Below are 26,717 nucleotides of genomic sequence, written 5' to 3'. Positions count from 1 at the left end.
AAAAAAACGGGCTTCGGAAAAGAACAATTGAAGCCCGGAACTAAACAGCCTATTTTTAATTGTTTACGTTATAAGGGAGTAGACCTATTCATTAACCATTCTTTCAAGACATGAGGTATTTTCCCCGTCATGGCAATGGTAACATGACCGCCATTTATTCTCTCGAATGTTTGGTCCTTACAAGTTAATAAACTCATGATCGTTTTTGTGTATTTTTCAGGAACAAGTTCATCATGCGTTGTTGATATAACTAGTGTATTAGCTTTAATGTTGGCTATTCTTACTTTTTTTCCACCAATCTCTAATTCATCATGTACTAATTGGTTTCCCAAAACCATCTTGATTAATTGTTTAAGCAATGCTCCAGAAAATGCAATTTGATCATTAATCCAATGGTATAACAACTTCATTTTCAAGTTCTTTGGTTTCTTTTTAAGAGATAATTTAGATTTAATCGTAAACGGAGTTGTTGCTAGGGTTATTGCGTTTTCAACAACTTTTGCCGGGATAATACCATACTCATCAATGATTTCATCTAACTCAAATTCATTTTTCTGTAAAGCATTCTTCCAGTCTGGAGGGATATTTAATTTACTAAAATCGATCGGTGTAGCAAAAATAATAAGGTTTTTGATCGGTGTTTCAGCTATTGCTGCATAAATGGCTGTAAGTGTCCCGCCTAAACAATAACCAATTAAAGAAATTTCTCCAGCATTAGAATGTAGTAGCGTCCGTTTTACCGCTCGATCCATATACTTCAGAATATAATCGTCTAAAGTTAAGTTCTTATCTTCGTATCCAGGTTCACCGAAATCGAGTAAATACACATCATATCCTTCTTTTAGGTAAGCTTCAATCATACTCATTCCAGGATGTAAGTCAAGAATATATGATTTATTAACTAATGAATACACAAGTAACAATGGAGTTTTAAACTTTTTAGCTTGGGAAGGATAGTACCATAATGTGGCCTTATTTAACCGCCAGATTAATTTTCTAGGTGTTTGTCCCACTTTTAAATCTAAATAATCTTTATCAGTGGATTGGCATTTCAACCGACTTCTGTCATGCTTATTTTTCACATCATCTCCTCCGATCTAATAGTCGTTCAAGTAACTCTTTTGTTACTAAGGAGTTATCAACTGATGTGTCAAACATGTTTTGTTTGAACATATCCTTCCATACTTTCTTCCTATCTTTATCGTTACTTCTATACTGTTCCTGATGATGTTTTGGCGTATATTTTTCTACGTCTCCTGCTGCGTCATTAAGTTTCTCTTCTAAACTATCTATTTTTTCCTCTAGTTGTTTAACTAGCTGTGCAACATTCGCTACATCGTCTTTGGTTGGTGTGTTTAAATGTAACGCTATCACATCAGCATACTCCCGAGCTAACTTTACAAATTCATAATGTGATTTAGACCCTAATTTTATAACCTCAACCAGTTTCGGGTCTTTTAGCAACTTATGAACAACACCACTAATCGTATCTTCAGTTTTTTTAGTTATCGGCTTTAAAGCTTGTAGTTGTTTTACTTTTTTCTTTTGTACCAATCGTATCACTTCCTTATTTTCTCATACTAAAAAAGATACACTTTTAAACTATTCAAATCTTTACCGATTGGTTTTCTATTTTGCCTACTTTTGACTATTTTTAGGCATCAGACACAACTGTCTATCCTCAATAGTTTACTTCTTGGTCATGGTGGCCTATTTATTAACAATAATTTTATAGAGTAGATATTTGTACAAGCGGACATCATTTTTATTCATACACTAATAAAGCAGACTTAAAAAAAGAGAGGGTTCAGTTGTATGGAGAATTCAAGAGATTGGCATCAGATAAACGGACCAAGAGGCAGCTGGTTATATGGCAACCTCAAAGCATTTCAAAAAAATCCATTACTTTTTCTTACCCAAATATCTAATGTCTATGGGGATGTGGCTAAATTTCGTTTAGGTCCCTTTCAGAAAGTCTATCACGTCTCAAATCCTGATTTAATTAAAGAAATCCTAGTTACGAAACAAAAGAGCTTTATAAAATCTAAAGACTTAAACGTATTAAAAGACGTTGTCGGCGAAGGCCTCCTTACAAGTGAAAAAGAGTTGCATTTGCAACAGAGACGACAAATCCAACCTGCTTTTAAAAAAGCTCATATTACTCATTACGCACAGGACATGATAGACGTAACTGCTAATTATATTTCTCATTGGGCAGATGGAAGGGAATACCTCATGTCAAAAGAGATGATGAATGTAACACTTGGTATCATTACAAAGACAATGTTCAGCATGAACTTTGATGAAGGTTCTCAAGCAATTGGTCAACCCATTGAAACGTATATGAAATTAGCAGTTAAAAGAATGCGTGCAATCGTTCGCTTACCGCTCTGGCTACCTACTAAAAACAATAGGGAATATAAAAAATCCATCGATAAACTGGAACAAACTTTAGCCAACATCATTGAAGAAAGAAGAAAAAGTAAAAACAGACACGAAGATTTACTGGGGATGTTAATGAAAGCACGTTCTGACGTCAATGGTCTGAGAATGTCTGATCAGCAATTAATGGATGAACTGATGACGATATTTTTAGCCGGACACGAAACGACTGCCAATGCACTGACTTGGACTCTGTACCTACTCACACAGCATCCTCATGTTATGAAAAAGTTAAATGAAGAACTTAGCGAAGTAATTGGTGACCGGAACATTCAACCTGATGATTTTAGTAAGCTGACTTATACACAAAATGTGTTTTGGGAGTCACTTCGACTCTTCCCGCCAGCCTATGTCATTGGGAGACAGGTAGAGGATGAGGTAGAAATTGGGGATTATTTTTTTCAGAAGGGCGAAATGATCTTAATGAGCCCCTACGTCGTTCACCGCAATCCGCTTTATTTTAAGGACCCGACTTCATTTATTCCTGAGAGATTTGAAGGAAACTTATTAAAAACATTGCCGTCATTTGCTTTTTTTCCGTTTGGTGGCGGACCGAGAGTATGTATTGGTAATCATTTTGCGGTCATGGAAGCTGTTCTCGTTTTAGCTTCTATTTTCCAGCGTTTCAACTTAACACTTGCTCCCGATCATCACGACATCAAACCCCAACCACTCATAACACTGAGACCGAAACAAGGAATAAGAGTGATTGTGACGAAAAAATAAATGTGTTATTGGTTGATAGTAAGTTTTCATGAGAGGTGGACACCATTTTTCCAACTCTCAGTTACATACGACTAAAAAATCGGTCACCTAAACTACAAATTCTTTTTAAGTGGGCAGCACGAATCATTAGGGATAAAACTGAATGGTGATGAATGATGATGAAACATAAACACTAACTGTTTCTTTAGAATAAGCGTTTGTATTACATTGCTAGAATAATGCTATTGGACTGATAGCACTACTCTATCAATAAAGCGATGTATTCTCTTCCACTTGGATTTGTAGCTTCCCGTCTTCATCTACTGACTGAATTGTAACAATTGCTTCTCCTGAATAACCTTGTTCAATATAGCCAAATACCGTTTCTTGATGCAGTCTCCCCTGCTTATCCTGATACTGTAATTCCATCGAGGTTTCACTAAAATCTTCAGTTGGTTTGACTTTCAACTTATGTTTTTTGTTCGCTGGTATTGCAGGTATGTCTACGTTAGGAATGCTAGTATAGTAGGTTAGATACATCCCCGAAATTTCTGAGTTGGTTTCGTTGCGAATTTCAACCTTGAAGCCTCGATCGAACAACGATGTGAAGTAATACCCAGCTACGAATCCTAGCAATATAAAAATGATCAATTTTTTAATTTGATCACCCCTTTTCCTACAATTGTAGTTTAACAGAATTATCCAAAAAAGAATTTATTTTTCGTAAATCATCGATCTTTATATTGTACTTTCGTTGATCCGTAAAAAAACAAGCTATCAAAAGATTCATATCTGGACCTATTCGATAGCTTTTATATTTCTTGCACACTATATCATTTGAATCGAATTTGCATCAGCAGTATTTACAATTTGAGTAAAATGCTCATAACGCTTTGTTACCTCTACTAAAGGATCCGCGTCATAATACAGCTTTTCCTTTCCACGGGTTGCTAGTACGATTGGGGCGCCTTTGAATTTTACGGCTTCGATAATCTTTCCTGCATTTTTAACAAAAAAACCCGTCTGATCACGGTTATTGTAAGAAACGGTATGAGAATCGAGCCACCGGGCGATATCAAAGACGTCATACGATTTCGGAAAAAGTAAGGAGGTAAGAAATGTCTTATCTTTTACCTCTAACAGCGTAACAAAACAATCCGCAACTTGAATGGATTGACTTTTAAATTCGTCAAACAGCAATTCATAATCTTTTATAAAACAATATTCGTAATCATCGTCAAACTCTCTCAAATAATGTTCAACCTTATGGACCATCTTCTCCATTCGAAGGTTAGCTATATCGATAATATCCACTCTTAATACCTCCCGTTTTTAGGTTAGTCTTTTAATACCTACACTATTTACCGAATTAACTGGTCGACTGCGAGCAATATTTCTTTTGCGCTTCCTTCGATGATCAAATCAAAAAATGAGTGATGGTCATTCACTTCTTTATTGATATAAACGGTTTTCCCCTGCGTCATTTGTGGTAATTGACTTACAGGATACACTTTTAAACTCGTCCCAATGACGATGACAAGATCAGCTCGCTCGATGTGATGAAGAGCGCTGTTCCACGCATGTTCCGGCAGCATTTCACCAAAGAGAACCACATTCGGGCGAATCTGTCCGTTACAAATACTGCAGCTTTCTTTGTTTTTAAATTGTTCAAAACTTGCTGAACTTCCACATTGATGGCAGCGAAACGTCCGAATTGAGCCGTGCAATTGATCTACTTGTTTGCTGCCAGCCATCATGTGAAACTCATCGACATTTTGTGTTGCGACTTCATGAACAAGGTTCTTTTGCTCCCATTTAGCGAGTATACGGTGTCCATCATGGGGCTTGCAGTCTCCAAGTGTTTGAAGCCGAGTTGAATAAAACTCATGGAATAAATCATAATCTTCTTCTAGCGCATCGACGGTAGCCACGGTTAGAGGATCAATGTTCTTCCACCATCCAGATTTCGAGCGAAAATCTGGAATCCCGCTCTCCACACTCATACCCGCACCAGTAAGTACGACCGTATGGTTGGAATCCATTAATTCCTGATAAAGTTGATCGATTTTGTTCACTGATATCACCACCGAATCATAGTTTCCATTGCCTGGATGGTATGAACCATCATTTGTCCACTTACAAAATGAGTCCCTATAAAACAAGTTTACATTCCCATCTTTTCCATGTACTAGCCTTGTTAAAAGGGAGCTGTTCAAAACATGAAAATGAGTAGCAACATCCTTATTATTTATGCACTTTTACATGGAACACTTGGTCGATTTCATAAGTGAATGAAACGATTGTTTCTTGATTGGCAGGGACTTCAACCCAATATACAAGCTGTCTTGCGTTCTCTTGTTCAAACGAATGACTGCTTCTCATGATTTTCGACCATCGTTCGTATATCGTATGTTCAATTTTCATCATAACCGGTTCATCTTTTTTATTTTTAATGACGTATTCGTAATCGACATACTCATACTCACCCTCAAAATCATACGCTCTGTATCGCTTTTTTTCCTTACTATCTGTTACAATATCAAATGCCTTTCCAATCGTTAGTGTAACTAATTCGTCTTTCGGGGTATGCGGAATTTCGTCTTCCCCGATAAACTCTAACGTTTGATCGCTTTCATCTTCCTGGTACACTTTGACTTTGCCCTTAGGAAGCGGTATTCCCATTTGGTTGTCTTTACTGTTCATCATTTCAATCATAATCGGTGGTTGTTCAGTGTAACGATCAACAACGTAATATTTTTTGTATTCACCGTTTGCAATATTCAAAAAATTAATTTGCTTTTCTTGCTGATTTTTTAATTGCACAGGTCTGCTTAAGGTGTACATATGCTGGTCCGCAAAACTTTTTTCAGTGAAATTCTCGGCTTCTTCTTCGATTGACATTTGACTATAAACGACATGCTCATCGTGATCAAAATCACGTATATCATGAACGCGATTTACTTCACCCGCAATGAGTTTTAATTGGGCTTGGTTATACGTTGTACCAGATTGATTGTTAATCTGTACCCAGCCAGTGAGTTGAAATGTATTGTGTTGCAGCTCTAAAACATAGTTTCCGTTCCACTGTATTCCTTTTGTTAAATACGAAACTTTAATTTCATGGTTCAACCGTTGTGGCTTGATATTCCATATTAGAGCGGGCTTGACCATTAGTCCTGATGGCAAGGAAGGCAAAATGAGCTCACCTGCAGGATTTATGATGATTTCTTTCGTATCCACTATTTCACCAATTATTCCATCGGTTACACTTAATAGTCGAAGTCTCGTCTTTTCGCCCCGCTCTTTATCATGGACCGTAACGACTTGTTCTAAGTATTTTTCTAGAAGTTTCCTTTGATTGACAAGATCATAGTCAAAATTAAATTCCTCTACTTTTAGACCACTCACAATGATAGAATCGGTTTCTATTTTTTCAGCTACATCCACATATTGAACTTCTGATATGGCATCCGTACTATAAAGCTTTCTTTCCTCTTTCACAAGACCGAAACCATCATTATATATCGTAATACTAAGCTTTTGACAATCCTCATTCGTTGTTTGCAGTCTCATTGTCATTTCTCCTTTTTTCCAATTAGTATGTTATTCGAGCAAACGAAAACTTTATCCTATGTGCAATTATTAAATTTCGATGAACTTTCTCGATTTCCATTTCTTCTCTTATTTTACACAGATGAAAGATGGGACCTTTTCCTTTTTTGGGTATGGTTATAAAAAGAAGCAAATACATGTTGTGTTTTGAAGTAGGCTATACGACCAAAACCTGAAAAACCGACTACACATACTGTTAGTCGGTTTCATCATAAAAATTATATTTATTACTTTTTTGGTATTTTCTTTAACGTCTCTCTCTTGAAAGCTTCGGTATTAAATAGATAGCTAAACCTCCAACAAAAACATGTAAGATATGAGCTGTAAGTTGATATTGCTCATGTAGATCTACTTCTGCTGTATATGTGTTGAATAAAAAGCCTAGTAAAACAACAATCGAAAACCATAACAACTGTTTCTTTGTCGTTTTTTGGAGCATGTAAAAAATAATACCACCTAAAAATAAAGCCATAAAGGTTGCAAAGGATATGAAGACGATATACAAAGTATCACGGTCTTGGCCAATAAAATTGGTTTCATGTCCGACAATCAATCCCATTAGAATAAACACAACATTAACAAGCATAGTAGTAATTACTCCTGCGAGTGCCCCTATTTTTAAATACGAAGTAAATTTTTCCTTGTACATTATAATTCTCTCCCCCTAGTAAACGATATATTTCCAAGCTTCTTTAAAATCTTCTGCATACTGCTCAAACGATATCGGTTCCCGCTTTAAAATATTTGCCACATCTGCCGTTACTTTTTCTGCTGTTCCTAATCGCGTTAGGACGTAAAGCATTGTCATGACATTGGCAAATTCTTTTTTTGTTCCTCTTTGTATGATCGTTCGGCGAAACTTAAGTACGCCAGGATTATTATAAACAATCTCTCGCCCCAATGTGTTGGTTAGTATTTCTGCGACTTCGTCGTAATCCAACGCCTTAGCACCAGTTAACGTATAACTGTTCCCTATATGTCCTTCCTCTGTTAAACAAACCGTTGCCACTGATGCAATGTCCCTTGTATCAATAAAACTTGTCTTTGCTTTACCTACTGGCATAAACAGTTCATTTCGAATAGCAATATCTTCACGATGCGTAGTATTTAAGTTTTGCATAAAAAATCCCGATCTCAAAAAGGTATAACCAATCGCTGCTTCTCGGATCATACCCTCAATTTTTCGATGTGGTACAACTGGATTTTTTTCTACTCCCATTAGTGACACAAACACTATTTGCTCAATGTTATTTTTCTTTAGAGCATCGATAAATGGTTGCATATCTTTTTTCGGGTCGGCAAGTTGAGGCGGTCTTATTAAAAAGACTTTATGAATTCCATCAAGTGCTTGTGTAAACGTTGCGGGCTTAAGAAAATCAAATTCAACCATTTCAACATTCAGGTTAGCAAAAGTTCGTCTTTCATTTTCTGCATTGCGAACGGCCACTCGAACATGTTGTTTATTTTCTGCTAACTCTTTTGCAACATAATAACCGATATTTCCTGTTGCACCTGTCACTAGAATCGATTGACTCATGATAATACTCCTCCTCCTTCAGTTTTATTTTTGATAAATGTCTAGTATCTAAAATGATGTAGTCTCATTTTGTTAGTAGACCAGTCTATATAATAAAGGTCTAAAATAAAAGGTCTACTTTTTTTATAAAGTACACCTTCTCATTTAGCTAACAAAAGTGGAATATAACGGGCGATTTGACGTAACGGTTCACTATCTTTTTTTGTAAACACATTAATAAATGCACCTTCAATCATCGCATTGATGACTAAACCAAGCTCCAATGCTTTTTCTTTTTCAAAACCACTATCTAATAACTTTTCCGCAAAGACTTGGTGCCATGTTTCATAAGCTTTTTGGCATGATAGACGAATGACTTCACTTGAATGTGCAGTTTCTAATGCTACTGCCGCAACTGGTAATCCTTGTTGGGACTCTCGATTTTCAAAGGCATCTGCTAAATCATTTATGAAATTTTGAATAGCTTCGGCCGGGTCTTTACTTTTCTTCAACCCTTCTTTTATCCGGTTGGAAACTAATTCAGCAGTCCGTTCGACTGCAACACTGGCAAGTTGTTCTTTCCCCTCTGGGAAATAGTAATACAAAGATCCTTTAGGTGATCCGCTTTCTTTTGTAATCTGATTGAGTCCTGTCGCATGGTATCCTTGGGTTTGAAATAGCCTTGAGGCAGTTTCTATAATTTTTTCTTTAGACGATTTTTTCTGTTCACTCATACAACTACCACCTTGAAATTATAACAACTGGTCTATATATAATTTATTGCGTTCTGTTCATTTTGTCAACATTATTTAAACTAAACAGGCTGTGGTTTTTTATTCTTATTGCGTTTTACGTGTGCTTATAATGTAATCTAAGTTATTGCTGGTACTGTTTATACAGCTTTTCCGCTTCTGTTTTCATCCGTTCAACCAATGACGGTGGCGTAAGTACTTTTGCGTCGCTGCCCCATGTTAGCAACCAGCGCACTAATCCGTCACTAATTACCGCATTGGTCGTTATTCGAAACGTATCTTCTGTATGTGGACGAATATTTACATTTAAACCAAACCGATCGATCACCACATTAAGTAATTGATTAACGAACTCAATCTCAATGCTTCTTTCTTCTCCCGAGTACATGTGAAACAAGGTTTGCGCATAATGATTCATATTAAAATGAGGATCGAGAATAAACGTATTCTCAGTCACCCCAACATTTCGCATTCGGTCAATTCGATAATGACGAATATCGCCTTCTGGAACAAACTCGCCAATCAGATAGTAAAATTCATTATTCCAGACAAGGGCATACGGTTTAACCAGATAAGAATCTCCATTTCTATTCAGTTGAAATTCTTTGGAAAGATTATATTTTCCATATTGAAATTGGATCGTCTGTTGTTTCCAAATGGCTTCATGCAAGGAGTTGATCGTATTTCTGACACTCTTATTTTCTGTCTTTGTACCAGCTGGTAGTAAAATTCGATTTTCAAGTTGTTTTGCTAGATGATAACTCGTCATCTTTTTTAATTTATTTACTAGATTTTCGGTTTCTGATTGCGTGATAAACTTCGCTGAAGAAACAGCATCAATTAAAAGGCGTAACTCATGAATTTCGAATAAGCGGGTTTGGTGGCTGTAATATTTTTCAACCCCGTTTTTTTCGTGATTTTCTATAACATCAAACAGACCTGATTCTGCTAACTCTTTGAGGTCGTCTCGGATTGCCTTATGCCCCACCGTCTCTTCCGTGTTTTCATAATACAAGTCTACTAACTCTCTTATTGTTAGTTCATTCTGTTCGTCGGTGTATTTTTTCAACAAATCCCTAATGATCAATAGTCGTTGTTTTGTCGATTGCTTTTCATTCATCGAGGTAACCTCCATGGAGAATGGATTTATAGGTTTATTATAGCGTTATTACTTAAAGGTGTCGTTAAGGATTTTAAAAGGTGTTTACAGTTTATTATTAAGAACAAATTAGGTATTCAATAGAAGTCTCCAAACCATTGTCCTTAAGCTACAAGATTTTAGATACTCTAATTAACGCTTTCTCCCATTTTTTAATTTCCCACCCCACCTCTTCTTTCCTCCACCAACTGGAATTCCTTGGCTCATTCCCGCTCATACTAAGCCCGAGGTGAAGAAATTGATTACAACAAGCGAATTAACTGACCATATTAAAAAACATGCGGTTCCATTTAATAAGACAGCGGACCTCGAACCGTTAATCCAGAAAGCTGGTCAAGCGAAGTATGCACTGCTCGGTGAAGCGAGTCATGGAACGAGTGAATTTTATACAGTCCGGGCTGACATTACGAAGCAGCTCATTCAAGAGCATCAATTTTCCTTTATTGCCGTCGAGGGAGATTGGCCTGCTTGTTATGAAGTCAATCGTTACATTAAAGGAATGGCCCCCGAGTACTCAAGTGCTGAAGATGTATTAAAAAAATCGTTCAAGCGTTGGCCGAGTTGGATGTGGGCGAACCGCGAAATGGTCGATCTCATCGAATGGCTTCACGCTTACAATCAACAACAAACCGATCGAAAAATAGGCTTTTACGGAATAGATGTGTATAGCTTATGGGAGTCTATGGAAGCGATTGTTGATTATTTAAAAAAGATTAAATCCCCTGATTTGGACATAGCGCTACAAGCAATCGAATGCTTTGAACCTTATCACAGGAAACCTGAAAACTATGGGATTTCAGCGGCCTTTTATGGCGAAGACTGCATGAGTGAAGTGATGGAACTGTTATCAACTATAAAAGAAAACAAGAAGATGTACGATCAGGATCCTGAAGCAAACTTAAATATGAATATTAATGCGATCGCAGCTATGAATGCTGAACATTATTACCACACGATGGTGACGAACGATAATGAGTCATGGAATATTCGCGATCGTCATATGGTCGAAGCGCTACAACATATTAGTGAGTTTTATGGCTCTTCTGCTAAGGGCATTGTCTGGGAACATAACACCCATATTGGCGATGCGCGCGCTACCGATATGGCTAAAGAGGGAATGGTCAATGTCGGACAATTAACTCGAGAGGTTTTCGGGGAAAATCAAGTGTATGCGGTAGGGTTTGGTACATACGAAGGTACTGTTATTGCGGGAACGGAATGGGGTTCACCTGCTCAAGTTATGACTGTCCCTCAAGGCGTTAGAGGCAGCTGGGAAGAAGTACTTCATCATGCAAATGCATCTAACCAATTTTTACTGTTTACAGAAGAGAATAAAGAGCTTTTCTCTAATGTGATTGGCCATCGTGCGATTGGAGTTGTTTATCATCCTGAACTTGAACATCACGGCAATTATGTTCCATCCCGGATATCCCAACGTTACGATGCCTTTATTCATATCGATAAAACAACAGCTCTTTCCCCGCTTTAAAAGAGTATTTTGAGCGCTAATTTTTAACAAAATATGGCGTGCATTTTTCGATCTATAAAATTTTATATGAATTTCATTTACTTTAGTCATAAAACTAAGGATCTAAACATATATATAATTTAAAGGTTTAATCTGGCCTCGTTAAACCTATCGGATAACAAACTCCTTCATGTTATTCCTCCTAAGAAGAGGCCACTATTATTATCATTTCTCCTCAATTACTTCACTTTTATAGTGAAGTTTCTTTCTGTGTTTGGCTGTTTTCCCAACCTTAGTTGCTTTCAATCCCTCACGTACAGCTGAAGAGACGAGCCTCTGCTTGGCTCTCGACCAAGCAAGGAGCAACATTCTATGAGAAAAAATAATTTGGTGAATGAACACTCCCAGCTCTATCTCATTTACTTTTTCAAAATATCATTTAGCTCTCCCTCACCTTTTAACGCTTTAAAGTAAGTCACACCTCCAGCTTACTTCCCAATCCTCTCTTTGATTTCCTTTGATTTTTATACCTATTTTGCTATATTTAAGTAGGGGCCCGAATATACTTTTCTGAGATACATCAATTTACTGTTACGAGTGGAGAAGGGATGAACTATGAAGACAAATAAAAAAATAAAATCAGATATAGAAATTGCGCAAGCTGCAACATTAAAGCCCATTCAACAATTTAAAGAACAGCTTAACATTTTAGATGAAGAATTAGAGTTACATGGTCACTATAAAGCAAAAATTTCACTCGATATAATGACGCGTCTCGCTGATCAACCAGACGGAAAAGTCGTGTTAGTTACGGCGATCAACCCAACCCCGGCCGGTGAAGGAAAATCAACAGTAACGGTTGGTTTAGGACAAGCTTTAAACAAGCTAGGTAAAAACGCAATGATTGCTTTACGTGAACCATCGCTTGGACCAACGATGGGGATTAAAGGCGGTGCTGCAGGTGGAGGATACTCGCAAGTGTTACCTATGGAAGAAATTAACCTCCATTTCACTGGCGATATTCATGCGATTACAACCGCGAATAATGCATTAGCGGCCTTTTTAGATAACCACATTCACCAAGGAAACGAGCTTCGTATTGATACGAGACGGATTGTCTGGAAACGAGTTGTGGACCTAAATGACCGTGCCTTACGTCAAGTCGTGGTTGGTTTAGGAGGCCCTATTCAAGGGGTACCACGTGAGGATGGATTTGATATTACGGTCGCTTCAGAAATTATGGCTGTTTTCTGTTTAGCCACCGACTTGAAAGACTTAAAACAACGTTTAGCAAAAATTGTTGTCGCTTACAATTTCGATCAAGAACCTGTAACCGTTGCAGACCTCGGCGTAGAAGGCGCTCTAACGCTTTTATTAAAGGATGCGATTAAACCAAATCTCGTACAAACGATTGAACACACACCGGCGTTAATCCATGGCGGACCATTTGCAAATATTGCTCACGGCTGCAATAGTGTCATCGCAACGAAAATGGCGCAGAAGTTGAGCGATATTGTCATTACTGAAGCAGGATTTGGTGCTGATTTAGGAGCTGAAAAGTTCTTAAACATTAAATCTCGATTTGCTGATATAAAGCCAGAAACTGTTGTCATCGTAGCAACGATTCGAGCGTTAAAAATGCATGGCGGCGTTTCTAAACAAGAGTTACATATGGAAAATATCGAAGCGTTAAAGGCTGGATTAAGTAATTTACAGAAACATATCGAAACAATCCAAGCATTTAACTTGCCGTTTGTTGTTGCGATTAACCGATTTACGTCAGATACAGACCAAGAAGTAGATACTTTAAAAGCATTTTGTAGTGGAGAAGGATACGCGGTTGCCCTTACTGAAGTTTGGGAAAAAGGCGGTGAAGGTGGACTCGAACTAGCTCAACAAGTTCTTCAAGCTATGGAGCAAAATACTCATTCGTTCAAACCGTTATATGATGTGAGTGACTCGATTCCAAATAAGATCTTAAAAATTGCCCAAACCGTTTATGGAGCCAAAACAGTTGAGTTTTCCGATAAAGCCAAAAAGCAAATGGCCCAGTATGAAGCATTAGGTTGGGATAACTTGCCGATTTGTATGGCAAAGACTCCAGTTTCTCTATCAGATGATCCAACGAAGCTCGGTAGGCCGACTGACTTTACAATTACGATCCGCGAATTCAAACCTTCAATTGGAGCTGGCTTCCTCGTCGCTCTTTCTGGTAATGTCATGACAATGCCTGGACTTCCAAAAGAACCAGCTGCGTTAAAGATGGATGTCGATGAAGACGGTCGTGCTTTAGGGCTGTTCTAGATAATACTCTAAACCGTGTGGGATTCGCTTCCCATGCGGTTTTCATGTTGAAAGCTCGTTCGTCAATTACCTGTAATGTAATTTAAGAGGACTCACAGGCTCTTATTTGGCACTAAAGCATCGATTTCTAGAATTTAGCGGACTCACAGGCCCTTATTCACTGATATTCAGGAGAAAACCGTGGCTTATAAGTAAAATAGAGGCCTCTGAGTCCTCCAAAAGAGTAAAATGGGCAGTTTTTGCATAAATAAAGGCCTCTCAGTCCTCTAAACTCAATTTTATCCCTGACGCTTTGTCTATCCGATAACTCACTTTTCATTCCCGGCAGTTTGTTCACCCGATAACTCACTTGTCACCCCTGGCACTTTGTTCACCCGATAACCTCAACTTACATACTACCACTAGACTACTTGCTTCACCCTAAAACCGCAACCACTCACGGTAATGGCTCTGCCTCTAACCCATTTATCATAATCGTAGCTAAATGTGAATTATAGCTTCTCAAAATTTGCGCCGATTGATCTGACAGCACCCCACCTTGATAGTTTTGCAAACGTTTATTTATGAAAGTGTTCGAATTTATAAAATGCTCCATATCCAAGCTTTTATCCTCTAAGGCAAAGACAACGTTTCTAATGTTTGCAGTAATTATCGTAGATAAACACATCATACACGGTTCAACGGTTGTGTACAGGATACAGTTCAAAGCATTTTGTTTAAGGAAAGCGTTGCAGTTATTCATTGCATTGATTTCTGCATGCGCTAAATCATTTCCTTGTGTGAACGTCCGATTAGAACCTCGTGATATAACCACATCATTATGTACAATGATCGAACCGATTGGTGTATCCCCGCGCTTACCAGCTTCTTCAGCTTCCTTTAATGCCACTTGCATATAAAAGTGATGGTTAATTTCATTAAAGTTGACGATCACATTTTTACCTCCTTCATTATTTCATGGATATAGTTGAGTGGCTTTCTAATTATATCTCATCGTTTCTAGGTAGATGAGTAACTCTTCAACAACGTTTCATGATATAAAAGCTTCCTCTCTAAGGCCCTTATATTTTCCTACTCTAGTGCTAATTTCATTCCAGATTAAGCCAAAAATAGGCAAAAAAATAACGATCAAACCTTAACTGGTCGATCGTCATTTTTTTACTTGTTGTTAAGAAAATAGACCTCAATACCTTATGATTAAGCGTTCTCTACTTCAAACCCTTCATTTTTCCAAGCTGTCGTTCCACCTTCTATGTAGGCTACATCTTCAAAGCCCATTTGCTTTAAAAGATAGGCGCCAAGAGCGGCTTGACCGCCTGCCCCGCACGTGACGATGACTGGACGACTACGATCTGCTAATTCAGATGCTCTTAGGTGTTCTGGTAACTCAAGATCTGCTCGGATCGGTAACATTCCTAGTGAAATGTTCATGCTGCTTGGAATTAAACCACAAGCACCTGCATCTGCTGCGTCCTGAACATCAATGACCAGTGTATTTGGGTTTTGATTCATCTTTTCGCGTGCGTCAGCTGAAGAAATGCCAGAAACATTTTCTTTAGCCGTTCCCACCATTTGTTTAAACGTTAATGCCATGAAAATCCCTCCATTTTTAACAACAACATTATTGACGTACCGAACACTTTCTATTCGATACCCTTATTTTATTGCCCTTAATTTCTTATATTAAACCTTTATCTTCTATACAACGGATTAGGTACACCGATATAGGCATAATCGGTCACATCATCTTTTAACCGCATAATGGTTAATGCCTTTGTTTCCACCGTTTGGCCAAGCAACGCCGCCATATCCATTTCTATATCTTCTCGTAAGGTATTATCCTGTTTAAGTTCGATGAAAATGTCGATGCACACTTCTCTTACAACATCCCAAAGCTCTTGCTCATCAATCGGATATTGTCTCGCTAAATGAGCCGTAAGCTCACCGATGTGACTTTGGAACACCGTATGGATGACCTTGTTTTGCATTTCAACAAAATCGTCACCAATCGTAACGGAATTAGGATAAAAGGTACCAGGTACCCCTTGTTGTTCTAATCTTTTTTTATAAACCCTTACACCGCCTAAATCTCGAATCAACGCTTTAACAGGCTCATCGTCTTTAAACACGATCAATGAATTTTGTAAATGTCCTTCTAGGCCAATCCCATAGCGGGTCATCAATGGAATAATTCCAGAAAGAACGACATCGATATATTTTTTAAAGAAGGATTTTACATTCTCTTCTAAGGAATGGGACGGACGGCGCAAGTTGAATTGATCGACAATCTCATACACGACTAAACGGTTTGAAACAGGAGACGGGCTGTATAATCCACAGGCGACCATTACAGTTTGATCTTCATTGACGAGCGACTCCGGATTGGGACGAATGAGCAGTGATAAATTTTTATTTCGATGATACGATTGGGTGTCATTTTCGATTGTGGAGTTAAAACGTATGCCAAAGTCTTCACCTGCAACGCCAAATGTTCCGTTGAAGTATTCTTCTCTTTCTAAAATGGTTTTTATAATGCCTGTTAACTCTGGACCATTATGGACAGAGTTTGGAGAAATCGTTCGGACAGCACTAGTCATCTGTACGTTGATCGGTAATTTAAGGTGGTATTTTTTATCGACAGAAATCGGTGCAACCGTACGGACTGACAACGTCGGCTTTGTTGGGAGCTTATAATTGTCAATAAAAAAGATATCGCCCTTTTCTAACTCACTTGCATATAATTCCGGTAATGTTTGATCCTTCTGCCACGGATGAACAGGTAAAACGACGTATTCGTCAGCATTTACTCCTTTTTCTATACAACTATTAATAAAACATTCATAGAGTGCCGGGTATTCATTGGACCAGAATTCGTTCATTTGTCGGTGTTCAAACTGCGGATTTACATAAACGACATCTTTATGAAGGGCCACAAAAGACAGTTCAACCACTTGATCAAACTCTGAAGAATACTGCATAACTTCTTCGATCGTTAATCCACCTTTGGACTTCGTACAAGGGTGAAGCTGGTGTCCTGTCACACAAGACTGCTCAAAAAATAAGGCCCGATCAAAAGTTGGGTCTGTAACTGCTAAGCCGTTGATAAGCTCTAACGTCGTTTGCCAGTAGTTTTTCTGACTAATCGTTTTCAGCTCTTCATATTTCGTTTCCTGAAATAACAACCCTAATCCCATATTAGCCACACTATCGGCGAGCTCTAGCTGGAATCCCTCTAAATTGGAATACGTGATGTTTTGCTCTTCCATATATTCTTTCAATAGTTCCACTAAAAAGATCGGGTGTAAAACCTCAGTAACTGCCTGCTTATGATCAACAAATGTAACATTTACCCCAAGCCTATATCGATCATAACTATACTTCTCAGCGATTGGAATGATGATCTTGCCTTTTTGAAAAGTTAATTCGATTGGCTTCGACTGTGAAAGCTGCGTTTCGACTTGATCTTTTTGAATAAACCCTTCTCTTAACAGGGCATTGATCATTCGCTCCATGATCATAAATCGCGCTTTAGGTACGATCGTTAAATATGTATTCACTAACTCTGGATATGAAGTTGCAATGAAATCATGGATTTTCATTTCTTTTGTTTCTAAATTTAATTCAGTAAGTAACATTTACCCACTCCCACTCTACTTTTTAGGGTTGCTAATAACACAACAACGATAAGCCGCTGTTGTGTTATGTAATCCTATTAATGTTTATGTCTAAGCTGACCGTCCCTAGCACTGTTTAATGAATGAATTCGAGTTTAAGGAGCAGAATCCTTTTTGTTTCAAGGGAATTTAGGCAAGATTGTTACAAGCCTGATAACTTCCTCTTCGTGGACAGCCTTTACACATTTTCCCTTCCTCAGAAAGAGCATAATAGAGACAGCATGTTTTTCGTATTCGAACAGCTTGTCCCCCCAGGCTTGTCATATCACAATAGAAACCAGTGATTGGGTGACTTTTGTATTCTTTAAAAATGGAATGTTCGGTCGCATAAAGAAAATAATCAAAATCAAGTTGAATTATATCCCTTAACTCTGGGGCAAGATCGTCCCGCTTAAGTAGCGTCTCGAAAATCCAAAATAAATAAATCGCTGTATTTTCCCACAAAATGGGCTTTGGAACTTTACAAAGCTCTGAAATATTGTCCCATAAAGGACTTAAATGATCAACGAAAAGCTCTTTAATTAAATCATCCCTGCAAGTTTTACGATCCTCTTTTGTCTCAGGTATGTAAGCCGTCTGATCATTAAAGAAAAGACGAGGTAACCATTTCTCTTGAGAAGTAGAAGATAAAATCGCTAAATTTTCAGGCGACATCTTTAATTTTTTATTAAACATTAAAAACGAATAAAACGCAGAGGCAATAATAAGGTAACTGTATCGTTTTGAAAAGGCAGAACCCGTGACCATCAAGTCTGGAGCTTGTAACTCCTCTTGTACTTCTTCTAAAAAAGATAGGAGCTTTTCCTTATCAAACAGATCGATGACATCAATGTTTAACATTGATGCGCTTTCTTCCTCAAAACAAACCCGGTAGTCTGCCAATTTTTGCTGTTCTTCCAATGACATCAATTGAGTACACATACGAACCTCCAAAAACGTTAAGCATTAGTCGCCTTCTCGTGCCACTTTATTTATAACAGGTGTCGTTCACCTATTCTTTAGTCAGTTTTTAGTACAGTACAATCGTATCTGTAATGATAATCATTGTCAATTATTAAGCGATAATTAGAAAAAATAAGTTCATACAAATCGGTATACAAACAAAAAGACTGCGAAGACCTTATTGGTTTTCGTCGTCTTTTTATTAAAGATTTTTAATTATACTATTAAGAATGTGTAGTATGTCAAAACTATTTTAGATCAGTTGACATTATACCAAAAGTCATTAAAGTACATATCGATTCCATATTCGTCCACCTGTTCGAAAAAATCATCGTCCTTCGAAGACAAGATAATATGGTATTCGGTATTAGGCTCCAGTTCAAGGGGAAACTGTAATTTTTCTTGTTGCTCCCACAAGTTAGGAAAACGCTGAGGTATTGCTGCAATCCCATATTGGTCTAATATTGACGTACTCCCCACTTTTACCTCATCTAAAGTTTTCACTTGTTTATGCTTTTCATCTAAAATGAGTACTGCATAAGCATAGTCGGTATCATTATGAGGAACCATCCCCCATTCTGGAATGGTCAGTTCCGGCTCGTTTTCATATGCATTCCACAACATGGAGGCTATACCGACAGCAACTATCAAAATAATAGAGATAAAAAGATATCTTTGTAGTTTCTCCATTTCTTATCCCCTATCATTTTTGATTTCGTACAATGTGTATAAGTAGAAAGAAAGTTTCGGATTGTTCATTTTTCTGATCAATATTCCGTAAAAAACACCATAGTAATGAATGATCGAAATTAATATTAAGTTTTATTATAAATACGGTTATCTACTCTGGTTTTTGTCCAACAAACTGAATGACATGCGACAATCCATTATGTAACTTCCCCTCGTGTCGAACAACTTCTCCCATAAAAAAGTGGACAATACGCCAATCTGAAAAGCACCGTAAAAACTCATCTGGTTCGTAAAGAAGCTCAACGGTTTGTGGACCGCCACTTTGATAAGGAATTTGATAATGGGAATAAACTTCGGTAATAAAATAGCCTCCTGGCTTTACTGCTTCTTTTACACCTTTAAGTGTTTTCTTTCGAAGTTCTTCTGGAAAATGTCCAAAAACACAAACAATCTCATCCCATTGATTAGGTTGCCACTTGGCATCATTTAAGTCAACGAGTTCCGTCTTCACTGATACGCCTTTAGCTTCAGCTAACTTTTTCGTTTTAAGTAAACCTGACTCCGCATAATCCCATGCCGTAACGTTTAGTCCTTGTTCAGCTAAAAAGGCGGCATTACGACCTTCGCCTTCTGCAATTGCCAAAGCCTGGCCAGAAAGGTTTAACTTTTTCTGCATTTCTTTTAAAAATTCATTCGGTTCTGTTCCGTAAACATATTCTTCACTACTAAAACGTGTATTCCAGTCGCTCATTCTAGATACTCCTCCCAATTCACTTAGCTATTATTACGGGTAATCGTTAATTAAATATTTTTGTTTAATGCTAATAAACAGCGTTATGTTATGTTCATACCGTTACTTATATAACCCATCTTATACCACTATAGGTATCAATTCAATTAAACTGTTTACAGAATTGCTCTTGTCCAACTTATTTTTAATTCTTTATCGATAGAGTTTCCTTAATTTTTAATCATTGAATGTAAAAAAGGGCCGATTGCGTCAGCCCTTCTCGTCCTTAATCTACTTTATTATTTTCTCATTCCATAGAACACATAGCTGTAATCATCGGAATGTTTATCGTACAGTTCGATTTCTTCGCGCAACATTTGCACCACTTTTAAAGCATCCTCGTTTTGTGGATATTTTTGCACCATTTTATTGAGATTTGCTTCAAGTGGACTGTAGTATTGCACTGTCCAATCTTCTTTCGGAAGGCCAAAAGAAAATTGGTAATGATAATTGTTTTGTTCGACTTGTGTTATTTTATTTACAATCGTATCCATCTCTTGATACGCTGTCTCCCAAAACGTTTTACACTCTAAAGAAGGATGGTTATTTAGCCAAGAGATTTCACTACAAACAAGATACCCATCCGGTTTAAGGTACTTTTTCCAGTCTCTTAAGCCATTTTGAAACCCAGCGATATAGATCGTACCTTCTGCCCAAATGAGATCGAAATGTTCTAAAGGAAAATCTAGCTCAAACATCGATACATTCCTTACTTCAACTCGATTTTCAAGACGATTTTTTACCACTTTTTTCTTTAGTTCATTTAAAAATCCTTCATGCGTATCAATGGCTGTGATATCGGCTGCAGGAAACATTTCCGCCAAAATCATTGTATGACTTCCTGTACCGCATCCAATATCTAGTATTCTCAGGTGATCTTTTACATCTACATCTAGCATAGAAATAGCTTTTTTAGTTGATGTCTCGCTACCTGGTGCTAACCTAATTAAATTTTCAAATGCCTCAAAAAAGTATAGACTCATATCCGTAAACACGCTCCTCTATCATTTTATTATTATATAGAAAAGGCGCCTACCAGTTCTAAACAGAAGTGATTCAAACAAAACCCTCCTAAGTAAGATACTTCCATCTTAATTAGCAATTGAAGTACCGTCAAGTGGAGAGTCAGCAATCTTTGGTCTAAATAGATTATTAAAACATTTCTACGTAAACCGCTAAGTTCTCATCTTCACGAAGGACTTTGAGAATTTGTTCGATATAATCTGGTGAAAATAATCGTTTTTCATTAAAGTGCACAGCATATAGCGCAGCAATTTCTCTAATCTGTTCATTACTGTTTCCAAGTAGTTCGATAATCTTGTTTTCAAGTATTGTTATGTATTTTAATTCTATCAATTGCTTCTTCTTAAGCGCGTGCAGGTAATTGAATGCTTGAACGATTTCTTCATTATTATTGGAGGACAATGCTTGAACTATTGCTTCTGTCGTCCACGATTTTTGATTTTCTTCATTAATATCATCTATTAACTCTTGGTGACTATCATCATGCAAAGTTAATCCGTTTAAAAACTCTTCAAACGAGTTTGCAAGCTTGATCACCTTGTCCTCTTCGCTCTCACATTCTATGTAAATGACCAGTGGATCTTCTTTCGTATTCCTGTAATCAAAAGCAATCCAGGATTCACCCTCACCTGATAAAATGACAATATCCTTAGGCAGCCCCCATTCCTGAATTAAATACTGACTGTCTAGTATACTATCCTTTTCACCAATACCTAACAGGTGGTCAACATGAATATAGTTTTCCCCCATATTGGTTGGTTCGTTGGTAGGGTAAGTAGTGTATTTGATGTGACCACCATTCTGTTTATTCAGGAGTTGGATATAGGACTTCGGTAATTTTACTTTTAGACTTTCCTCTGCTTGTGTAACTATATTTTGTGTTAAAGGCTCTAACGTGTAAAAATAATTATCTTTCTGCCAAATGCTTTTCATTGTGCCTCCATATGTACAATTAAATAAGATCTTAGTCATTATATTATTTTGGATGAAGTAAAAGAGCTTCTCTTGTAGTAACTAGCTAATTCTTATACTCAATATCAGGTATTGTTTCTAAGAATTTTTCCGTTTCACCCATGTCAGTAGATATAAAAACAACTCCCTCTTGATCTGCCTTTAATGCACTAATCGTTTCCAGTTTTTTCGACTCGTATTCCCCGACTGAACATCCGGTAAAAAGGATGCAACTTAAAACAAGGGAAAATAACGCTCTCTTTGATTGCATTTATTTAAACTATTCCTTTCACATTTGTTTTTGCTGAGACAGCAGATCTTTGTGAACCTGTTTTCCCCTCTACTGATCGCCATTGTGTGCCTTTGATTCACGCTTTCTCCTAATTTCTCCCTCTACCGCACTCCATTCTCGGCTTTCGGTTCATGTTTCTTGCTTTTGGTTCCACTTTTGATGTTCTCCTCTCAACCACGATTAAGTTTATTCCAACTAAGAAGTGAAGTTAATTTAATAGTACCATATATTGTAATATTAAAGAGTTTATTGTGGAAAATTACCTATTATAGGTCTTCTTGGTTATAGACCAAGAAACCGATTTGAAAAAGTACTATTCAAAGAGCTATGTTAATTTTCTAAAACTAATCTATTCTTTTACTTTTATCGCAATCCACTCTCTTATTTAATGGTTATCAAACAACCTATATAACCAATCAAAGACCTAAAAGAACCAATAAAAACCCTAAACATATACAAATACTGCTATTAACTGACAATTTCGTGATTAAGACCCTTTTCGCCGTTCTGGCACAACTCTTGCAATATTAATATAGAATTTATTTATTTTTGAAAGGAAGTGATTTTTTGAAAATGCCAAAAAGTAGAAAGCGTTTTCAAACACCTGATACCTTTGTCATTATCTTCTTCGTAGTGGTAGCGGCCGCATTACTAACCTACCTCATTCCACTAGGTGAATTTGGTACAAAAGAAATTACATATGAGTATCAAGGAACTGAATCCACAAGAACAGTATTAGACCCTGAGAGTTTCTCCGTAGTAGTTGATCCAGACGGAAATCCAGTGAAAGATGGAGTACGTTTATTTGAACCGGGTGGTGGTGTAGGGTTCTTAAATTATTTTTTTGAAGGACTTGTTTCTGGTAGTAAATGGGGATCGGCGATTGGCGTCGTTGCTTTCATTTTAATTATCGGTGGTTCATTTGGAGTTATTATGAAAACAGGGGCAGTTGAAGAAGGGATTTTATCTGTTATCAAACGAACAAAAGGAAGAGAAATGTTAATCATTCCTGTGATGTTCACTTTATTTTCATTAGGTGGAGCAGTCTTTGGTATGGGAGAAGAAGCGATTGCATTTGCTCTCATTCTCATTCCGCTCGTGATTGCCTTAGGTTATGATGCGATCACAGGCATTATGATTACATATGTTGCGACTCAAATCGGTTTTGCGACATCTTGGATGAATCCATTTGGGGTTGCCATCGCACAAGGACTAGCTGATGTTCCCGTACTAAGTGGATCTCCATTTCGTATCGCGATGTGGGCTTTCTTTACATTAGTCGGAATTATTTACACGATGATTTATGCTTCAAAAATTAAAAAAGATCCAACATCTTCCCTATCTTATGAGTCTGATGATCACTTTAGAAAAGATTTTCGTGAAGAAAAAATTAGTGCTAAATTTACCGTTGGTCACGGTTTAGTTATTTTATCTTTAGTTTTAGGAATCACTTGGATCATATGGGGTGTTGTCAACCACGCGTACTATATTCCAGAAATTGCGACTCAATTTTTTACCATTGGTTTAGTCGCGGGGGTTATTGGTGTAATTTTCAAATTAAATAATATGAATATAAATGACATTGCTGGCAGCTTTAAAAACGGAGCTAAAGATTTATTACCTGCAGCTTTAATTGTCGGGATGGCAAAAGGAATTGTCATCATTCTTGGTGGTGACGACCCTGCTCAAGCTTCTGTTTTAAATACGATATTATTCCATACGGGTCAATTGTTTAACGGGTTACCAACTGAATTTTCAGCTTGGTTAATGTTTGTCTTTCAATCAACGTTTAACTTTTTTGTCGTTTCGGGTACTGGGCAAGCCGCATTAACAATGCCCCTACTTGCACCGTTAGCAGATATGGCTGGTGTAACAAGACAAGTTGCTGTTCTTGCTTATCAACTGGGTGACGGGTTTACAAACTTAATCGTCCCGACATCTGCAGCATTAATGGGCGTTTTAGGTGTAGCACGACTTGATTGGAGTAAATGGTTAAGGTTCCAAATTAAATTTCAAATTATATTATTTATACTTGGGTCTTTATTCGTTATTGGTGCTGCGTTTATTGGTTTCAATTAAAGATTAAGCAGGAGGGATCCATTTGTTATTACTTTTAAAAAACGGTGAACTATATACACCAGACTATATCGGAAGAAAAGATATTCTAATTGCGCATTCAAAAATTATTGCAATTAAGAACACAATTGAAGTTCCTGAGACCTTTATCGATGTAAAAGTTATAGATGCAACAGGATTAGTTATCACTCCTGGCTTTATTGACTCTCATGTTCATATTACTGGAGGCGGTGGTGAAGGCGGCTTCAAAACTCGTACCCCTGAGCTTCAACTGACTGACACGATTAAAGGTGGAGTAACAACCGTAATCGGTGTGATCGGTACTGATGGAATAACGAGAACGATGCCAGATTTAATCGCTAAAGCACGAGCACTGGATGAAGAAGGAATTACCTGTTTTGTTCAAACAGGCTCCTATCAAATCCCCGTGAAAACTCTAACTGGAAAAATTGAAGATGACATTATTTTAATTGATAAAATTATTGGAGTTGGTGAGATCGCTATCGCAGACCACCGTTCGTCACAACCAACCGCTCATGAAGTGGCCAGAATTGCATCAGCAGCAAGAGTTGGCGGTATGCTGTCAGGAAAATCGGGAATTGTAAACATACATGTTGGCGATAGCCCTAGCAAACTAAGCTTATTAGAGCAAGTCTCAGAACAAACGGATATCCCGATTAAACAATTTTTGCCTACTCATATTAATCGGAATGCACAACTATTTACAGCTGCAATCGATTACGCTAAAAAAGGCGGTTATGTAGATTTCACTACAAGCACGACCGAAAAATTTTTAATGGAAGATGAAGTGAAATGTAGTAAAGGGTTAAAAATAATGATTGAAAACGAAGTACCTATTGAAAACATTACTTTTACTTCAGACGGTCAAGCAAGCTTACCAGACTTCGACTCTGAAGGAAATCTGATTGGGTTACAAATCGGAAAAGTAGAAAGCCTATTTCATGAAGTTAGAGATGCTATTTTAATAGAAGGGGTTTCTATTGAGAAAGCTATACGGGTCATCACCTCTAACCCTGCAGATATTCTTCGATTAGAGAGTAAAGGATATATTAAGGAAGGAAAAGATGCCGACCTTGTTTTATTATCTAAAGACAATCTAGAAATTCAGTCAGTAGTTGCTAAAGGTCAAGTAATGATGTCTGAAGGAGAAATAATCGTAAAAGGAACTTTTGAATAATTTAAAATGATAATAGATGGTATAGAAAACGATTGCTCTTTTACAAGTTTAATGTAAAAGGGCAATTTTTTTAGCGTTGTGTTACTATTCACCTTGAACAAAGAGTAAAAAACAGTACAAACCTATTCTAAGAATAGATCCGTACTGTTAAGTAGACGAAATGTTATAATAATTTTTTACCTAATAAAGAGCTAACTAGTGCAACCGCTACATCAGCTGTTTGATTTTTATTATCTAAGATAGGATTGATCTCTACAAACTCAGCAGATGTTATCAATTCTGATTCGGCTAACATCTCGAGCGCTAAATGACTTTCACGATATGAAATCCCCCCCATAACCGGTGTACCAACGCCTGGTGCATCGTGTGGATCAATTCCATCTAGATCAAAGCTTAAATGCACCCCATCTGTCCTGCCCTTAAAATGTTCGATGGTCTCTTCAATTACTTTAGTCATCCCAATTCGATCAATTTCATGCATCGTATATACTTTTATACCTTGTTCTTTAATTAACTCTCTTTCCCCTTCATCTATGGAGCGGGCACCAATAATAACTATATTTTCAGGCTTAACCTTAGGTACTATTGCACCAACTTCAGTTAGTCTAGAATGACCAATCCCAAGATTTACCGCTAGGGGCATTCCGTGTATATTTCCAGATGGTGACGTTTCATCTGTATTTAAATCAGGATGCGCATCATACCAAATCACACCAAGGTTTTTATGTCGCTGGCTAATCCCAGCAATCGAGCCAATACTTATGCTGTGGTCCCCACCTAAGATAAGCGGAAAGCTTTCTTCTGCCTCTATTTCACACACTTTTCTGCACAGTTCCTCGCTTACTTTAATGACTTCTTCTAAATTTCTTAGTCCATCTTGTATATTTGAAGCAGGACGATTAATATAGATGTCTCCGTAATCTTCTACTTCGAAGTCTAGTGACTGAATTTCCTCGATTAACCCTGCATATCTCATGGCACTAGGGCCCATATCTACTCCCCTTCTTTTTTGACCTAAATCCATCGGTACCCCGATTACCGAAATTTTTTGAAACTTTTTCATGTTAGTAACTCCTCTCATTTGTCAAAATCTATTACACTATTCTAAATGCAAAAACCATGC

25 protein-coding genes are annotated in these 26,717 nt (G+C 37.4%); 5 read left to right on the top strand and 20 right to left on the bottom strand.

All coding sequences use genetic code 11. From position 1 onward, the window contains the following. Window positions 1-68 precede the first annotated feature (68 nt). Both ACNSTQ_RS12190 and ACNSTQ_RS12185 read right to left on the bottom strand, forming a co-directional pair. Window positions 69-1,082 (bottom strand): alpha/beta fold hydrolase, encoded by a 1,014-nt coding sequence (locus ACNSTQ_RS12190; RefSeq protein WP_418200091.1) that lies wholly within the window; start codon window positions 1,080-1,082, stop codon window positions 69-71. A 1-nt stretch (window position 1,083) separates the two neighbouring features. Then, window positions 1,084-1,554 (bottom strand): hypothetical protein, encoded by a 471-nt coding sequence (locus tag ACNSTQ_RS12185; protein WP_418200090.1) that lies wholly within the window; start codon window positions 1,552-1,554, stop codon window positions 1,084-1,086. Window positions 1,555-1,815: 261 nt separating this feature from the next. On the opposite strand from ACNSTQ_RS12185, the gene ACNSTQ_RS12180 reads away from it, so the two are divergent. Continuing rightward, entirely contained in the window at window positions 1,816-3,168 is a 1,353-nt protein-coding gene (locus ACNSTQ_RS12180; protein ID WP_418200089.1) for a cytochrome P450, read from the top strand. 246 nt (window positions 3,169-3,414) lie between these two features. Here ACNSTQ_RS12180 and ACNSTQ_RS12175 read toward each other — a convergent pair whose 3' ends face one another. From ACNSTQ_RS12175 to ACNSTQ_RS12140, 8 genes are all read right to left on the bottom strand, one after another. Continuing rightward, entirely contained in the window at window positions 3,415-3,798 is a 384-nt protein-coding gene (locus ACNSTQ_RS12175; RefSeq protein WP_418200088.1) for a hypothetical protein, read from the bottom strand. 177 nt (window positions 3,799-3,975) lie between these two features. Next, a complete protein-coding gene (locus ACNSTQ_RS12170) occupies window positions 3,976-4,461 on the bottom strand; it encodes a hypothetical protein (protein ID WP_418200087.1) in 486 nt (161 codons plus the stop codon). A gap of 47 nt (window positions 4,462-4,508) precedes the next feature. Further along, window positions 4,509-5,222, bottom strand: coding sequence for an SIR2 family NAD-dependent protein deacylase (locus ACNSTQ_RS12165; protein ID WP_418200086.1), 714 nt, complete (start codon window positions 5,220-5,222; stop codon window positions 4,509-4,511). Between the two features lie 169 nt (window positions 5,223-5,391). Next, window positions 5,392-6,720, bottom strand: coding sequence for a DUF4139 domain-containing protein (locus tag ACNSTQ_RS12160; RefSeq protein ID WP_418200085.1), 1,329 nt, complete (start codon window positions 6,718-6,720; stop codon window positions 5,392-5,394). 286 nt (window positions 6,721-7,006) lie between these two features. Then, window positions 7,007-7,408 (bottom strand): hypothetical protein, encoded by a 402-nt coding sequence (locus ACNSTQ_RS12155; protein ID WP_418200084.1) that lies wholly within the window; start codon window positions 7,406-7,408, stop codon window positions 7,007-7,009. A gap of 15 nt (window positions 7,409-7,423) precedes the next feature. Beyond that, entirely contained in the window at window positions 7,424-8,296 is an 873-nt protein-coding gene (locus ACNSTQ_RS12150) for an SDR family oxidoreductase (protein WP_418200083.1), read from the bottom strand. 140 nt (window positions 8,297-8,436) lie between these two features. Beyond that, window positions 8,437-9,009 carry a TetR/AcrR family transcriptional regulator gene (locus ACNSTQ_RS12145; RefSeq protein WP_418200082.1) on the bottom strand — a complete coding sequence of 191 codons (573 nt, stop codon included), beginning with the start codon at window positions 9,007-9,009 and terminating at the stop codon, window positions 8,437-8,439. Window positions 9,010-9,151: 142 nt separating this feature from the next. Continuing rightward, window positions 9,152-10,147: a helix-turn-helix transcriptional regulator gene (locus ACNSTQ_RS12140; protein ID WP_418200081.1), complete on the bottom strand. Its 996-nt coding sequence runs from the start codon at window positions 10,145-10,147 to the stop codon at window positions 9,152-9,154. A 277-nt stretch (window positions 10,148-10,424) separates the two neighbouring features. Between ACNSTQ_RS12140 and ACNSTQ_RS12135 the strand changes: the two genes are divergently transcribed. Both ACNSTQ_RS12135 and ACNSTQ_RS12130 read left to right on the top strand, forming a co-directional pair. Next, window positions 10,425-11,675, top strand: coding sequence for an erythromycin esterase family protein (locus ACNSTQ_RS12135; RefSeq protein WP_418200080.1), 1,251 nt, complete (start codon window positions 10,425-10,427; stop codon window positions 11,673-11,675). Window positions 11,676-12,269: 594 nt separating this feature from the next. Continuing rightward, window positions 12,270-13,958 (top strand): formate--tetrahydrofolate ligase, encoded by a 1,689-nt coding sequence (locus tag ACNSTQ_RS12130; RefSeq protein ID WP_418200079.1) that lies wholly within the window; start codon window positions 12,270-12,272, stop codon window positions 13,956-13,958. Window positions 13,959-14,394: 436 nt separating this feature from the next. On the opposite strand, the gene ACNSTQ_RS12125 is transcribed toward ACNSTQ_RS12130, so the two are convergent. From ACNSTQ_RS12125 to ACNSTQ_RS12085, 9 genes are all read right to left on the bottom strand, one after another. Then, window positions 14,395-14,892: a nucleoside deaminase gene (locus ACNSTQ_RS12125; protein ID WP_418200078.1), complete on the bottom strand. Its 498-nt coding sequence runs from the start codon at window positions 14,890-14,892 to the stop codon at window positions 14,395-14,397. Between the two features lie 263 nt (window positions 14,893-15,155). Continuing rightward, entirely contained in the window at window positions 15,156-15,551 is a 396-nt protein-coding gene (locus tag ACNSTQ_RS12120) for a rhodanese-like domain-containing protein (protein ID WP_418200077.1), read from the bottom strand. A 98-nt stretch (window positions 15,552-15,649) separates the two neighbouring features. Then, window positions 15,650-17,593 carry an IucA/IucC family protein gene (locus ACNSTQ_RS12115; RefSeq protein WP_418200076.1) on the bottom strand — a complete coding sequence of 648 codons (1,944 nt, stop codon included), beginning with the start codon at window positions 17,591-17,593 and terminating at the stop codon, window positions 15,650-15,652. Between the two features lie 168 nt (window positions 17,594-17,761). After that, window positions 17,762-18,553, bottom strand: coding sequence for an IucA/IucC family C-terminal-domain containing protein (locus tag ACNSTQ_RS12110; RefSeq protein WP_418200075.1), 792 nt, complete (start codon window positions 18,551-18,553; stop codon window positions 17,762-17,764). Between the two features lie 279 nt (window positions 18,554-18,832). Further along, on the bottom strand, window positions 18,833-19,264 hold the full coding sequence (locus tag ACNSTQ_RS12105) for a hypothetical protein (RefSeq protein ID WP_418200074.1): 432 nt from the start codon (window positions 19,262-19,264) through the stop codon (window positions 18,833-18,835). 151 nt (window positions 19,265-19,415) lie between these two features. After that, complete coding sequence (locus ACNSTQ_RS12100) at window positions 19,416-20,015, bottom strand: class I SAM-dependent methyltransferase (protein WP_418200073.1); 600 nt, start codon at window positions 20,013-20,015, stop codon at window positions 19,416-19,418. A 278-nt stretch (window positions 20,016-20,293) separates the two neighbouring features. Further along, the gene (locus ACNSTQ_RS12095) at window positions 20,294-21,037 is read right to left on the bottom strand and encodes a class I SAM-dependent methyltransferase (RefSeq protein WP_418200072.1); all 744 of its coding nucleotides are present in this window, start codon (window positions 21,035-21,037) and stop codon (window positions 20,294-20,296) included. Window positions 21,038-21,206: 169 nt separating this feature from the next. Continuing rightward, window positions 21,207-22,010: an SMI1/KNR4 family protein gene (locus tag ACNSTQ_RS12090; protein WP_418200071.1), complete on the bottom strand. Its 804-nt coding sequence runs from the start codon at window positions 22,008-22,010 to the stop codon at window positions 21,207-21,209. 85 nt (window positions 22,011-22,095) lie between these two features. Next, window positions 22,096-22,299, bottom strand: coding sequence for a hypothetical protein (locus ACNSTQ_RS12085; RefSeq protein WP_418200070.1), 204 nt, complete (start codon window positions 22,297-22,299; stop codon window positions 22,096-22,098). A 594-nt stretch (window positions 22,300-22,893) separates the two neighbouring features. Between ACNSTQ_RS12085 and yfcC the strand changes: the two genes are divergently transcribed. Then, window positions 22,894-24,399, top strand: coding sequence for a putative basic amino acid antiporter YfcC (yfcC, locus tag ACNSTQ_RS12080; protein ID WP_418200142.1), 1,506 nt, complete (start codon window positions 22,894-22,896; stop codon window positions 24,397-24,399). Between the two features lie 22 nt (window positions 24,400-24,421). Then, a complete protein-coding gene (iadA, locus tag ACNSTQ_RS12075; protein ID WP_418200069.1) occupies window positions 24,422-25,594 on the top strand; it encodes a beta-aspartyl-peptidase in 1,173 nt (390 codons plus the stop codon). A 163-nt stretch (window positions 25,595-25,757) separates the two neighbouring features. Here the strand turns inward: iadA and rocF are convergent, their stop codons facing one another. Continuing rightward, window positions 25,758-26,657, bottom strand: coding sequence for an arginase (rocF, locus tag ACNSTQ_RS12070; protein WP_418200068.1), 900 nt, complete (start codon window positions 26,655-26,657; stop codon window positions 25,758-25,760). Window positions 26,658-26,717 lie beyond the last annotated feature (60 nt).

Source organism: Alkalihalobacterium sp. APHAB7, assembly GCF_048323755.1.
Classification (GTDB): Bacteria; Bacillota; Bacilli; order Bacillales; family Bacillaceae_F; genus Alkalihalobacterium.
The sequence above is the reverse complement of the archived record's forward strand: the minus strand, read 5'-3'. Positions and strand labels throughout refer to the sequence as shown.